A 12,679-nucleotide genomic window follows, 5' to 3' on the forward strand; every position below is an offset into this window, starting at 1 on the left:
CGCAACAAAATGGGTGAAACCACGGTTCCGCCAACCGCGGGCCTGCCGCTGACATGGAGCGACCTGCTGCCTTGGGGTGCGGGAGATTTTTCGCAGCAGCTGTCTGCATGGCTGGGCGTGCCGCAGGTGCAGCTGGAATGCTCTGGTACCTCGGCACTGATGGTGGCGCTGCGTGCGCTGCGCACGCTCAAGCCCGGGCGCAGCGAAGTCATTGCCCCTGCCTATACCTGCCCGCTGGTGGCCCTGGCCATTGCGCAATGTGGGCTGCACCTGCGCCTGTGTGATCTGCGCGCAGATGCGCTGGATATGGACTCTGCGCGCTTGCAGCAGCTGTGCAGCGACAAAACCCTGGCCGTGCTGCCCACGCATTTGTGCGGGCGAGTGGCGGATGTGGATGCCGCCCTGCAATGCGCACGAGCTGTGGGCGCCTATGTGATTGAGGATGCGGCGCAGGCACTGGGTGCACGCAGCAATGGCAGCACGGTGGGCATGCAAGGCGATGTGGGATTTTTCAGCCTGGCTGTCGGTAAAGGCTTGAGCACTTTTGAAGGTGGCGTGCTGCTGGCGCGAGACGCAGAAATTCGCGCCGCATTGCAGGCGCAAGGCCAGCGCACAAAATTCAGCTGGTGGTGGGAGCTGCGGCGCTCCGTGGAATTGCTGGGTTACGCAGCGCTGTATCGCCCATCAGGTTTGGGCGTGGCCTATGGCAAACCACTGGCTGCATCACTGGCGCGCGGCGACTGGGTGGAAGCCGCTGGTGATGACTTTGACGACATGATTCCGCAGCACCGCCTGGGCCGCTGGCGGCAGACCGTGGGCGCCCGTGCCTTGCAGCGGCTGGCCGCATTTCAGCAGCAGACGGCGGATCAGGCCCGCAATCGCATAGCGCAGCTGAAGGCTTGCGGCTTTGAGGTGGTGGAAGATGCAGTGCCCCACGCGCAAGGTGTATGGCCGGTGCTGCTGCTGCGCTTGCCCAGCCCGCAGAGCCGGGATGCAATGCTGCAGGCCCACTGGGGGGATGGCAGTGGCCTGTCTCTGCCCTTTGTGCATGTGCTGCCCGACTATGGCCGCTATGACCATGTGCTGGCCGCCGCGCGCCAGGACGATGTGACGCAGGCGCGTGACTGGGCGCAGCGCCTGCTGGCCATCAGCAACAGCCCATGGCTGGATGATGCAAGGTTTGCGCGCTTGCTCGGCGATCTGCAGCAGGTGGTGGCTTAAGTTTGCCGCTCAGTCTGATTGGAGCTTGTCCAGGCGCAGTCGCTCGCGGTCATCGCTGAGTGCACGAGCAGCCAAGAATACGCTGCCCACTGAGGCGAGCACGCCAGCGCCGGTCAAGAGAAAGAGCAGCAGAATCTGGTATTTGGCGGCCTCCAGTGGGTCCATGCCGCCCAGAATTTGTCCTGTCATGATGCCGGGCAGCGTAATCAAGCCTGCTGCAGACATCTGGTTGATGATGGGCACCAGCCCCCGGCGAATGGCGGCACGCACATGCTGCGCCAGGGCTTCGCGCATGGGTATGCCCAGAGCCAGCTGTGCCTCTATCGATGCGCGTGCTGACTGAACCCCGTCAAAAAAACTGTCCAGCCCCAGACTGGCGGAGTTGAGCACCGCCCCCAGCACAATGCCCGTGAGGGGAATGGCGTAGCGTGCGTCGTACCAGGGCTCGGGGCGCACGGCGGTCATCAGGGCCAGCACCACGGTGGCAATGCTGGATGCCGCAACCACCAGCGCTGCGATGGGATAGTTGCCGCCACGCCTAAGGTGTTTGTGTGGTCGCACGGCCACCTCTCGCGCTGCTGCCGCAATCATGAAAACGACGACCAGCACTGTCATGCCTGCCGATGCGGACTGAAATACCCAGCGCAGCACCCAGCCCACCAGCAGCAACTGAATGACCATGCGCACAGCGGCGATCAGCACCTGGCGCTGTATCTGAATTTTCAGGGCCCAGGATGCGGCTGAGCTGGCCAGCACCAGCAGGGCGGCAATCATCAGGTCGGTGAACTGCAGATGAATTGTGGGGCTCATGGCTGCACCTCGCTGCAGGCCGTGTTGTCATGCAGCTGACCATCCTGCAGCCACAGGCAGGGCCAGCCTTGCTGCCTGCCCATGCGCTGTGCCTGGGCACGCGAGTGGGTGACCCAGATCATGCCCATGCCGCTGCTGCGTTGTTCTTCCAGCAGCTCTTCCACCGCTTGAACGGATTCTTCATCCAGTGCCGCAGTGGGTTCATCCAGCAGCAGAACTTTGGGGCGGCGCAGCAAGGCCCGCAGCAAGGCAAGGCGTTGGCGCTCACCTGTGGAAAGCTGCGGCACTGGCGTCTGCAAGGCCTGCGCGCGCAGACACAGTCGCCGCGCCAGTGCGGGCAGTTGCTGCCAGGCTGCTGCGTCGAAGTGCGCAGCAAGATCCTGGCTCCACCAGGCGGGTTCTGCTGCCAGATACATGACCTGAGAGCGCCACTGGGGGCCTGTGAAACTGTGGCGTGGCTGGCCCTGCAGCCAGACCTCGCCAAGGCCGGGGTCCAGATCGGCAATCAGGCGCAGCAAGACAGATTTGCCCGCCCCCGATGCGCCCATGAGCATGATGCGCTCGCCCGCAGCCAATTGAAGATCAAATGGGCCGCAGTGCGGTCGATCCGGCAGACTTTGCAGCTGCTGCAGGCGCAGCAGTGGGGCTTGTTGCGGGGTGGAAGGCATGATTGGGCCAGTGTAGTGCGCTGCGGTTGAAAGCCCTGGGTGCTACCAAAAACATGAGCGCTTCGCGCTTGTATTGCGATGAGATACGAATGCCTGACAGGATGAAGCCCATGTACATCAAGCGCTGATTGCTTCATTTTTTGAAGCGGTATCCATCATTGGGCTGGATGGGCGCCAAGCAGATTCACGATGCTTGAGAGTGGCTTCGCGCTCGGCGATGTAATTGCGCGTCAGCGGAACCGCTTCTTGTCTGCGTGCCAGTTGTACCTGAAAGATGGCAATGTCCTGATAGCGAAAAGCGGTCTCCGACATCGACAGATAGAACTCCCACATGCGGCAAAAGCGCTCGTCATACAGAGTGGCGGCTTCGGCGCGGCGAGCCATGAAGCGCTCGCGCCACAGGCGCAGGGTCTGGGCGTAATGCAGGCGCAGCACCTCGATATCGCAGATCACCAGACCCGAGCGTTCAATCGCCGGGGTGAACTCCGACATCGACGGAATATGCCCACCGGGAAAGATATAGCGCTCAATCCATGGGTTGTTGAAATCGGGCACATCGCTGTTGCCGATGAAGTGCAGCAGCATCACGCCATCGTCGCTGAGCAGCTCATGGCATTGCTTGAAAAAGGCATCGTGAAACTGCGTACCCACATGCTCGAACATGCCGACAGAGACGATGCGATCAAACGGTCCGTGTGTTTCGCGCTTGATGTCACGATAGTCTTGCAGCCGGTATTCCAGTTGGTCCTTGCAGGGGGAAGTCGAAGCACGCTGCTGTGCACCCGCCAGTTGCTCTGTAGATAGCGTGACACCGGTCACATGACCAGCCCCGGCCACCTCGGCCAGATAGCGCGACAGCCCGCCCCAGCCGCAACCGATGTCGAGGACCCTTTGGCCGGGCTCGACCAAGAGCTTGGCCGCGATATGGCGCTTCTTGGCCAGCTGCGCGGTTTCCAGGTCTTCATCGCCCTGCTCAAAATAGGCGCAGGAGTATTGGCGCTCACTGTCCAGAAATAGCTGGTACAGCCGGTCATCCAGATCGTAGTGGTGGGCCACATTGGCGCGTGATTTGTTGCGCAGATTGTTCTGCAGCAGGGGGCGCAGCTTCATGCGCCAGGCGTCCAGCATCTGCACGGTGGCGCTGACGGGCACATGTTTAGCGCCGCGCAGCACCAGCTCCAGCACGTCATAGACTGTGCCTTGCTCAACCAGCAGACGCTGCTGCATGAACATCTCGCCGAAGTTCAGGTCGGGGTCGCGCAGCAGCGCAAACACGGCACGCTTGTCGGTAAAGCGGATGCGAGCCTGAGGCTGGCCACCATCGCCAAACATCAGCGCTTTGCCAGACGGTGCGATGACTTCCAGTTGCCCGGTTCTGACCAGTGGATCGAAGGCGCGTTTCAGCAAGTTTTCGGTCAACCGGTCCAGCATGTCAGCTCCTTGAAGCAAGGTGTTGATGAGGTGCTGGTGTACGCGTCCTAACAGGTGCTGCTGGCTGCAATGTGCTGCACCAGCCGCAGGTTCAGCGCGTGCTGCCCGGCCTGCCAGGCGGTCAGTGTGCTTGCATCAATCGCTGTGTCCTGACCGTCTCCGGCACTCATCAGGCGCTTCCACCAGGTTGCATAGTGCCATGAGGAAACATCGCCCGTAATGTCGCTTCCGATAATCTGACCGCCCAGTGCGTCGATGAGCTGCATGGCCTGAGCCGCCTGCATCTGGCCCTGGTCCCAGTTGGTGCGCACAACCTCGGGTGCGAACACATCTTTGTCAATGCTCAGATAGGTGTCTTGAGGCCAGTCGCGCAGATGCTGGGCCAGCGTCTGAACCAGCTCTTCGAGCGTGCCAAAGCTGCGAAACGCCTTGCTGCTGCCTATGCGTCTGGCCCAGCCCGTATCTACACCGCAGCTCCAGTAGGTGAGCTTGCCCGCCAGCAAGGGGCGCAGATAGTTTTCCCAGGAATGCCCGGCACCAATGTCTTGTGAAGTAATGCCCGCCACATGCACCTGCGACACGGCGGGGTGCATGGCTACACGCCGCACCCAGGAGCCGCAGTGCACCCCCCAGGGAAAGCGCATATTGTCCGGGTGGTTGTCCAGCACCAGCACGCGCAATGGGTGGTTTGCACTGCGCGCCTGTTGCGTGATGCAGCGCTCTATCAGCGGCCAGCTCAGGTGGTGAAAATCGCCGCTGCCCATGAGCACGGTACCGTGCTGCGGCGGCAGTTGCTCATGCAATGTCTGGCTGAAACGTTTGAAGTTGCGCAGGCTGCAGCCAAAGCGCACCAGCTCCTGCCAGTCAGTCAGCGGCAGGCGCTTTTCCTGTGGCAAGGTGCCGACCGAGCCGTCCACATCCAGAACTATGGGCTGCTGCATCATGCGGGTGGGCTCCACTGGCTGTCACTTTCAAAATGTCCGGCAAATCTTCGGCCCAGCGCGCGCAGCAGCGGGTTGCGGATAAAGACCAGGTGTTTTGTCATGGTGAAGTTGGCCCCCAGCTGGGCCTTGACTTCCGGGTCAGTCCAGCCCGCTACATAGTGGGACAGGCCGCGCTCCAGCGCGTATTCGAGATTGACCATCCAGCTCACAAAATACAGATTGGCTTCGCGTGCTGCGGGGTAGGACAGGCCTATGTATTTGTCGATCAGCTTGCCGTTTTCTTCAAAGCACAGGTTCCAGCCCAGCAGGGCATCGCTGTCCAGGTCGCGGTACTCGAACACCATGCCGCCGTTGCTGGCGTCGCGCAGCAGGTCGGCAAAGAAGGCGCGGGTGAGCTTGTCGAAATGAATCTCGCTTTGCGCGTAGACCGCATCAAACAAGGCGTAGTAGGCATCCACACGCGCATCACTGGCAAAGTTGCAGCCGGTGGGAATGCGATCAATCTTCAGGCTGGCGCGGCTTTTGAGCTTGCGTTTGAGATTGCTTCTGCGGCTTTTGGACAGGCGTGCCAGATAGTCATCCAGGCTGGCAAAGTTGATGGGCACATAGGCCAGCGCCTGGCCTTCGAGGGCAATAAAGCCTTGGCTTGTCAGAGCGCGGGAAAAATCCTTGGCAAAAGCATTGTCCGCATCACTGAGCAGGGGCGAGGCCTGAGGCAGGTCTTTGACGATGGTGAGCTGGGTACGGCCCGCGCGGGTGCGCAATTGGCCTGCCAGTTGCTCTGCACTCAGGTCTTGCGGCAGCAGTGCATATTCGCTGACCGTGGTGCCCACAAAGTCGGTCTGCAGGCGCAGCTTGCTGCCCAGCCATCGGCCCCCAGGTAACGACAAAAGACGCGCCTTGAGCGCGTCATCTGCAGTGGTCAACAAATCGAACGGAGCGGTAAATGCCGGGGCTGGCCAGTCCTGCAACAAGGCAAAGCCTTCTGGAGGATGGCTTGCAAACTGCGCCAGCAAGCCGCTGGGTTCGAGCTGGTTGCGATAAGGCGTGTTCCTCATCTCTTCATCGCAAAGGGTGCAATCAAATCAATAGCATCAAGTCAGTATAGATAAATGACTTGACGCTTGTTTGATTTGATTTTCCCTGTCAGGCCGCTTTTGCCTTGGTGATGAGCTGATCCAGCAGCACCATGGCTTCGTCGATCTCGCTGCGCGAAATCATCAGCGAAGGTGCGAAGGTGATCACGTTCTTGTAGTAACCGCCTACGTCCAGCACCAGGCCGCGCTTCTGGCCTTGGTATTCCAGACCGCCTTCAAGGCCGATGTCCACCATCTTGTCCAGCAGCGCCTTGTTGGGCGTAAAGCCGTCTTCGGTGCAGATTTCGGCGCGCAGTGCCAGGCCCAGGCCGTCCACATCGCCGATTTCCTTGTGGCGCTTTTGCAGTTCTTTCAGGCCTTCGAGGAAATAGGCACCCGATTCGCACACTTGCTTGCCGAAGTCCATCTCGTGGGTCATCTTCATCACTTCCAGACCCAGAGCCGTGCCCAGAGGGTTGGAGGCAAAGGTGGAGTGTGTCGATCCGGGTGGGAACACCGTGGGGTTGATCAGCTCTTCACGCGCCCACAGGCCGGACAGGGCGTTCAAACCATTGGTCAGCGCCTTGGCAAACACCAGCACGTCGGGCTGGATGCCAAAGTTTTCCACCGACCACAGCTTGCCGGTACGCCAGAAGCCCATCTGGATTTCATCGACCACCAGCAGCACGCCGTGATCGTCCAGCACCTTCTTCAGACCAGTGAAGAAGTTGGCAGGAGGAATGACATAGCCACCTGTGCCCTGAATGGGCTCGATGTAGAAGGCTGCGTATTCGCACTGGTTGGTCTTGGGGTCCCAGACCGCGTGGTATTCGTTTTCGAACTTGCGACGGAAGTCGGCCACGATGGATTCCGCATACTCCTCTGCCGTCATGCCCTTGGGGCGGCGGAAGGGGTAAGGGAAGGGAATGAATTGCGCACGGTCGCTGAAGTGACCGAAGCGGCGACGGTAGCGGTAGCTGGAGGTGATGGAGGACGCACCCAGCGTACGGCCGTGGTAGCCGCCTTCGAAGGCAAACATCAGGCTCTTGCCGCCGCTGGCGTTACGCACCACCTTCAGCGAGTCTTCAATGGCCTGCGCACCACCCACGTTGAAGTGCACGCGGCCATCATTGCCCCATTTGCTCTTGGCGTCTTCGGCGATGAACTTGGCCAGTTCGATCTTGGTGGGGTGCAGGTACTGGCTGGCGACCTGGGGCAGCTCTTGCAACTGCTCGATCATCTTGGCTTCAAGACGCTTGTTCTTGTAGCCAAAGTTGACGGCCGAGTACCACATCTGCAGATCGAGGTAGGACGTGCCTGCATCGTCGTACATATAGCTGCCATCGCAGCCCGTGAAAATCTTGGGGGGATTGACGTAGTGGACGGTGTCGCCAAACGAGCAGTATTTGGCTTCGTCAGCCAGCAATTGGGCAGTATTGATCACAGCAGAAAACGCTCCGCAAAAAGGAATCCGGTCAACGGTATACGGCAGCAGTGTGCGGTTTCAATATTTGCAGGCTGTCGAGCATTTGTGTGGGAATTGTGGAGAGTCGCCAGTCGTCAAGATGCTTGCCGTATTGACAGCAAAGTGGTGCTGCGTCAATCGGATTTCTGATGGGGCTTGTTGCTCAATTGGCACTTCTGTATTCGGTTCAACCCTTGTAGATTGACATCAAATTCCATCGAAACATCCCATGCAACTGAACTTGACTGCCCGGCACAAGAGGCAGCTCTCCTCTATTTTTCTGATGACGGCGCGCCTGCTTTGCGCACCCGATGAGGGGCTGGCGCCTGTTCAGCATGAGGCCATGGATGATGCAAGCTCCCCGCCTCCGGGCCTGTACTACCTGGGCTATCTGTTCAATTACCGCAGCAGCGATCTGTATATGCCGGGCAATAATGCGCGCCTGCCCGGTGATGTGCAGCTCAAGAGCACTAGCGTCATCAACCGGCTGATGTGGATTACCGATCACAAACTGCTGGGGGCGGACTACGGCATGGAGGTCATAGTGCCCATGGCACGCAACTCCCTGCAATCGCCAACCTATGGCGTTGATCTGAGTGAGTCCGGTGGCGCAGATATCTATGTCAGCCCTCTGATTCTGGGCTGGCATACACCGCGCTGGGATGCCAGTGTGGGCACTGGCGTCTGGCTGGATAACGCACGCGTGGGCGATGCCTTCCTCGGGCCTGGCGCGGGCTACAAGCGCTACGTCGTCAGCGGCGGGGCTACCTACTATCTGGATGAGGCGCGTAGCTGGTCCGCTTCTGCATTGCTGCACTACCAGCACAACGACAGGGCCAGCTATGGCTGGCGGTTTGGCGATCAGGTCAGCATGGACTGGGGCTTTGGGCGGCGCTGGGGGCCGCTGCAGGCGGGCGTGGTGGGCTACAGCCGCTGGCAGGTACAGCGTGACGAGGGGCTGGGCACAGCAGACAGCTATGCGCAAAACCATGCCGTGGGGCTGCAAGCGTCGTACATTTTTCTGCAAGCCAAGATGATGCTGCGCGCAGCGTATTACAAGGAGTTTGGCGCCAAGGCGGGCAGCCTTCCTGCGACACAGGGCGACCTGCTGCGACTGACGGTGATTAAAGCTTTCTGATCTGATATCGGCCAAGGCGCTGCTTGCCGGATATGGCAATCCCGGCATAGCTGATGTATGCAAAAGCAGCGCCTGTCTGCGTTTCCCGGCACTTATGCTCTGCGCGCCCATTGACTGGGCATTCATGCGCAACTCATAAAGCCCGGGGAGACGGGCGTAACACGATGAAAAAGCAAATCACAACCATTGCGCTGGCCACTATGGCCATGTTCAACGCTGCCCATGCAGAAGGTCACTATGTGCCTGGCGTGGAAGGCATGCAGGCTGCGAGTGCCCCGCCTGCGGGCCTGTACTACATCGGGTATCTGGTCAATTACGACATTCACAGCTTTCGCGCTCCTGGCTCCAGCAGCAATCTACCGGGAAGCAACAAGGGCAATGTCACGGCGCTGGCAAACCGTCTGGTGTGGATGACGGGAGCCAAAGTCTTGGGCGCGGACTACGGTGTGGAAACCATCATCCCTGTGATTGGTACCTCGCTGCACATCAACGCCGCTGGCGTGAACGATAACCACACCGGCGTGGGCGATGTCTATGTGGGTCCGGTGGTGCTGAGCTGGCATGGCCGCAACTGGGATGCGGTGGGGGCAGCCGGTGTGTGGTTAGACAACGCTCGCGCCAATACGCCCGCTGACCCTGGCAAGGGCTTCAAGAGCTGGATGCTGACGGGTGGCGGCACCTATTACTTTGATGACGCCAAGAACTGGTCTGGCTCAGCGCTGGCACGCTATGAGCGCAACACCCGCAACGATGCAGGCCTGCGCTTTGGCAACCAGCTCACGGTGGAGTGGGGCGTGGGCAAGCGCTATGGCGTGATGCAGGGTGGTATTGTGGGTTACAGCCAGTGGCAACTGACGAATGACAGCGGCGTGGGCGCAGGCGATGCCAGGAGTGCGCGCCACGCCATTGGTGCCGAGTTCTCCTATGCCATTCCTTCGCAGAAGATGAACCTCAAGGCCGCGCTGTATCAGGAAGTCAGCGCCAAGGCGGGTTCTCTGGGCCCTCAAGCCAAGGGCACGCTGCTGCGCTTTGGTCTGGTCAAGGCTTTTTAAACGCCTGCAGCAGCCTCAGTCCAGCGCCACGACTCTGAGCACTTCGGCGCCATAGGCATCGAGCTTTTTGGCGCCCATGCCGCTCACCCCTTGCAGCTCTTCCAGACTCCTAGGGTTGAGTTCGGCAATCGCCGTCAGCGTGGCATCGTGAAAGATCACATAGGCGGGCAGGTTGTGCGACTTGGCCACCTCGGCACGCCAGGCCTTGAGGTTGATGAAGCGCACTTGCGCATCAGGCCCCAGATTGACGGCGGCGGCATTGGCTGCCGACTTCTTGCTCTGCTTTTTGCTGCGCGATGCGGCTACTGCCTCGCGCAGCTGCACCTGTACCTCGCCCTTGAGTACGGCCCGGGAGCCGGGGGCCAGGCACAGCGTGTCAAACACATGGCCGCTGTTTTCGCTCACCACCTTGTGCAGGCCCAGAGCCCCCGTGGCCAGCAACTGGCGCATCACGGCGCGCAGCTGTGGCTCGGCATACTCCTTGCCAATGCCGAAGGTGGACACCTTGTCGTGCCCGTACTGCGTGACCTTGTCCGTCACCTTGCCGCGCAGCACATCCATGATGTGGCCTGCGCCATAGGTCAGGTTGCTGGCCTCATGCACACGGTAAATGGTGGACAGCAGCTTGCGCGCAGCATCCGTGCCGTCCCATAGCGCTGGCGGCTCCAGGCAGTTGTCGCAGTTGCCGCATTGCGTTTTGGCCACGGCCTGCAGCGGCCTGCCTTCATCACCGGCAGGGCCCAGGCCGTACTGCTCGCCAAAGTAGGCCAGCAGCCGCACGCGGCGGCAATCCGTGGCCTCGGCCAAGCCCAGCAGAGCATCGAGCTTGCCGCGCATGACCTGCTTGAATTCTTCTTCGGCCGGGCTTTCGTCAATCATGCGGCGCTGATTGACCACGTCAGAAAGGCCATAGGCCATCCATGCGTCCGCAGGCAAGCCATCGCGGCCCGCACGGCCGGTTTCCTGGTAGTAGCCTTCGATGTTCTTGGGCATGTCCACATGGGCCACAAAGCGCACATCGGGCTTGTTGATGCCCATGCCAAACGCAATCGTGGCGCACATCACCACGCCGTCTTCGCGCAGAAAGCGGTCCTGATGGTTCTGGCGCATTTCCTGCGGCAGACCGGCGTGGTAGGGCAGGGCGTTGACGCCGTTTTGCACCAGTGTCTGGGCCAGTTCCTCCACACGCTTGCGCGACTGGCAATAAACCACGCCCGCTTCGCCCTCGTGCTCGCGCTCGATAAAGCGCAGCAGCTGGTTGGTGACGTCTTTTTTCTCAGCAATCTTGTAGCGGATATTAGGCCGGTCAAAGCTGCTGATGAACTGCTGCGCGGCTTCCAGGTGCAGGCGCTCGATGATGTCGGCGCGGGTCAGTGCATCGGCCGTGGCAGTCAGCGCAATACGCGGCACGCCGCTGTAGCGCTCGTGCAGGACGGAAAGCGCCCGATATTCGGGGCGGAAGTCATGGCCCCACTGGCTGACGCAATGGGCTTCATCAATCGCAAACAGCGACAGCTTCCCCTGGGCATGCAGGTCGTCAAGCAGCCCCAGAAAACGCGGCGTGTTCAGCCGCTCTGGCGCGGCATAGAGCAGGGTGATATCGCCGCTTTGCAGGCGCAGCTCCACGTCCCGTGTTTCGTCGTAGCTGAGGGTGGAGTTCAGATAGGCCGCGCTGATACCGGCTTCATGCAGTGCGCCGACTTGATCGTGCATCAGCGCAATCAGCGGCGACACCACAATCGTTACCCCGTGGCCCAGTTGCTGGCGTGCAATGGCGGGCACTTGATAGCACAGCGATTTGCCACCGCCCGTGGGCATGAGCACCAGCGCATCGCCGCCGTTGATGACATGCGAGACGATGGCCTGCTGGGGGCCACGGAATTGCTCGTAGCCAAAAACGGCCTGCAGAATGGATTGCGCGGAAGACACCGGGTACTCTTAAAACAATAGCTGAATGCGCTTTAATTGACTGGGCTGGAGGCTGATATCGCTCTAGCCGTGGCGCACGGGATTGGGCTTATTGTGCGCCCGGGTGGGGCGCTGCGCCTGTGCCGGGTTATGGCGGGCCATGCCCGCTCAGCCCGCGCCCACGGAGGATGGGGAAAAGTGGGCGTCCAGCTCATACAGATCCGCCGGATAGGTCAGGCGCACAAAAGTAATGGGCAGCGGCCCCGCCCAGGTGCGCCGGTCGATGACCAGACAGGGGGATGCAACAGCGATCTTGAGCAAGCCTGCTGTTTCCTCGCTCGCGGCCTCGGCGCGAATGCGGTGCTCGGCAGAACTCCAGGGCACATGGTTGACCATCCAGGAGCTGGGGCTGTGCACGGTGAACATTTCATGCTCGGCATCGGGCACGGACTCCAGATTGATCAGGCGGTCCTCAATGCAAAACGGGCGCGTGCCCGCCATATGCAGGCACAGCGCATGCACGATGGGGCCCGCCTTGGCCATGCGCATGGCATCCATGTCCTCGCGGGTGCTGCGGCGCTGGCGGCGGCTGAGCAGCTGGCTGGAATACTCCTGTCCCATGCCGCGCACCACTTCGCGCAGATCGGGAATCTCCAGCACGGCCGAGCTGGTGTGCGGGCGCGTGACAAAGCTGCCCGCCTTGCGCTTGCGCTCCAGCAAGCCTGCCTGCGCCAGTTGCGTCAGCACCTTGTTGACCGTCATGCGCGAGCAGCCATAGTGCGCCGTCAGTTCCATCTCTGAAGGAATGCGGTAACCGGGCGGCCAGCGGCCACTGAGAATGTTCTGCTCGATCTCGGTCAGGATCTGGCCGTGCAGCGACATGGAGGAGTTTTTGTCCATATGGCAATTACACCAGAGGAAGCGTCGCTTTCCCACGGGCAATTGACGGATTGTGGCTGGTACTGA

11 protein-coding genes are annotated in these 12,679 nt (G+C 60.7%); 3 read left to right on the top strand and 8 right to left on the bottom strand.

The window, feature by feature from the left end; translation table 11 throughout:
* Positions 1-9: 9 nt before the first annotated feature.
* The gene (locus tag JDW18_RS00940; protein ID WP_218241917.1) at positions 10-1,221 is read left to right on the top strand and encodes a DegT/DnrJ/EryC1/StrS family aminotransferase; all 1,212 of its coding nucleotides are present in this window, start codon (positions 10-12) and stop codon (positions 1,219-1,221) included.
* A gap of 9 nt (positions 1,222-1,230) precedes the next feature.
* Here JDW18_RS00940 and JDW18_RS00945 read toward each other — a convergent pair whose 3' ends face one another.
* The 6 genes from JDW18_RS00945 to JDW18_RS00970 all read right to left on the bottom strand — a co-directional run bounded on the left by JDW18_RS00945 (position 1,231) and on the right by JDW18_RS00970 (position 7,594).
* Positions 1,231-2,031, bottom strand: a complete 801-nt coding sequence (locus JDW18_RS00945; RefSeq protein ID WP_218241918.1) for an ABC transporter permease — start codon at positions 2,029-2,031, stop codon at positions 1,231-1,233.
* Complete coding sequence (locus JDW18_RS00950; RefSeq protein WP_218241919.1) at positions 2,028-2,699, bottom strand: ABC transporter ATP-binding protein; 672 nt, start codon at positions 2,697-2,699, stop codon at positions 2,028-2,030. Before JDW18_RS00950 ends, JDW18_RS00945 begins: the two co-directional genes overlap by 4 nt.
* A 117-nt stretch (positions 2,700-2,816) precedes the next feature.
* Positions 2,817-4,130 (bottom strand): SAM-dependent methyltransferase, encoded by a 1,314-nt coding sequence (locus tag JDW18_RS00955; RefSeq protein WP_218241920.1) that lies wholly within the window; start codon positions 4,128-4,130, stop codon positions 2,817-2,819.
* Between the two features lie 47 nt (positions 4,131-4,177).
* The gene (locus tag JDW18_RS00960) at positions 4,178-5,074 is read right to left on the bottom strand and encodes an arginase family protein (RefSeq protein ID WP_218241921.1); all 897 of its coding nucleotides are present in this window, start codon (positions 5,072-5,074) and stop codon (positions 4,178-4,180) included.
* Positions 5,071-6,132 (bottom strand): GNAT family N-acetyltransferase, encoded by a 1,062-nt coding sequence (locus JDW18_RS00965; protein ID WP_218241922.1) that lies wholly within the window; start codon positions 6,130-6,132, stop codon positions 5,071-5,073. The genes JDW18_RS00960 and JDW18_RS00965 overlap by 4 nt, the downstream gene beginning before the upstream one ends.
* Positions 6,133-6,220: 88 nt before the next feature.
* Positions 6,221-7,594, bottom strand: coding sequence for an aspartate aminotransferase family protein (locus JDW18_RS00970; RefSeq protein WP_218241923.1), 1,374 nt, complete (start codon positions 7,592-7,594; stop codon positions 6,221-6,223).
* A gap of 250 nt (positions 7,595-7,844) precedes the next feature.
* On the opposite strand from JDW18_RS00970, the gene JDW18_RS00975 reads away from it, so the two are divergent.
* Both JDW18_RS00975 and JDW18_RS00980 read left to right on the top strand, forming a co-directional pair.
* The gene (locus tag JDW18_RS00975; RefSeq protein WP_218241924.1) at positions 7,845-8,753 is read left to right on the top strand and encodes a SphA family protein; all 909 of its coding nucleotides are present in this window, start codon (positions 7,845-7,847) and stop codon (positions 8,751-8,753) included.
* Between the two features lie 164 nt (positions 8,754-8,917).
* Complete coding sequence (locus tag JDW18_RS00980; protein ID WP_218241925.1) at positions 8,918-9,805, top strand: SphA family protein; 888 nt, start codon at positions 8,918-8,920, stop codon at positions 9,803-9,805.
* A gap of 15 nt (positions 9,806-9,820) precedes the next feature.
* Here the strand turns inward: JDW18_RS00980 and recQ are convergent, their stop codons facing one another.
* Positions 9,821-11,734 carry a DNA helicase RecQ gene (gene recQ / locus JDW18_RS00985; protein ID WP_218241926.1) on the bottom strand — a complete coding sequence of 638 codons (1,914 nt, stop codon included), beginning with the start codon at positions 11,732-11,734 and terminating at the stop codon, positions 9,821-9,823.
* A gap of 147 nt (positions 11,735-11,881) precedes the next feature.
* Positions 11,882-12,613: a histidine utilization transcriptional repressor HutC gene (gene hutC, locus JDW18_RS00990; RefSeq protein ID WP_246610198.1), complete on the bottom strand. Its 732-nt coding sequence runs from the start codon at positions 12,611-12,613 to the stop codon at positions 11,882-11,884.
* Between the last annotated feature and the right edge of the window lie 66 nt (positions 12,614-12,679).

Origin of the sequence: Comamonas fluminis, from assembly GCF_019186805.1 — a bacterium.
GTDB lineage: Bacteria > Pseudomonadota > Gammaproteobacteria > Burkholderiales > Burkholderiaceae_C > Comamonas > Comamonas fluminis.

Excerpts from the sequence above, each read along its gene's own strand:
- JDW18_RS00940 (WP_218241917.1), top strand. The coding sequence starts at position 10 with ATGGGTGAAACCACGGTTCCGCCAACCGCGGGCCTGCCGCTGACATGG.
- JDW18_RS00945 (WP_218241918.1), bottom strand. The coding sequence starts at position 2,031 with ATGAGCCCCACAATTCATCTGCAGTTCACCGACCTGATGATTGCCGCC.
- JDW18_RS00950 (WP_218241919.1), bottom strand. The coding sequence starts at position 2,699 with ATGCCTTCCACCCCGCAACAAGCCCCACTGCTGCGCCTGCAGCAGCTG.
- JDW18_RS00955 (WP_218241920.1), bottom strand. The coding sequence starts at position 4,130 with ATGCTGGACCGGTTGACCGAAAACTTGCTGAAACGCGCCTTCGATCCA.
- JDW18_RS00960 (WP_218241921.1), bottom strand. The coding sequence starts at position 5,074 with ATGATGCAGCAGCCCATAGTTCTGGATGTGGACGGCTCGGTCGGCACC.
- JDW18_RS00965 (WP_218241922.1), bottom strand. The coding sequence starts at position 6,132 with ATGAGGAACACGCCTTATCGCAACCAGCTCGAACCCAGCGGCTTGCTG.
- JDW18_RS00975 (WP_218241924.1), top strand. The coding sequence starts at position 7,845 with ATGCAACTGAACTTGACTGCCCGGCACAAGAGGCAGCTCTCCTCTATT.
- JDW18_RS00980 (WP_218241925.1), top strand. The coding sequence starts at position 8,918 with ATGAAAAAGCAAATCACAACCATTGCGCTGGCCACTATGGCCATGTTC.
- hutC (WP_246610198.1), bottom strand. The coding sequence starts at position 12,613 with ATGGACAAAAACTCCTCCATGTCGCTGCACGGCCAGATCCTGACCGAG.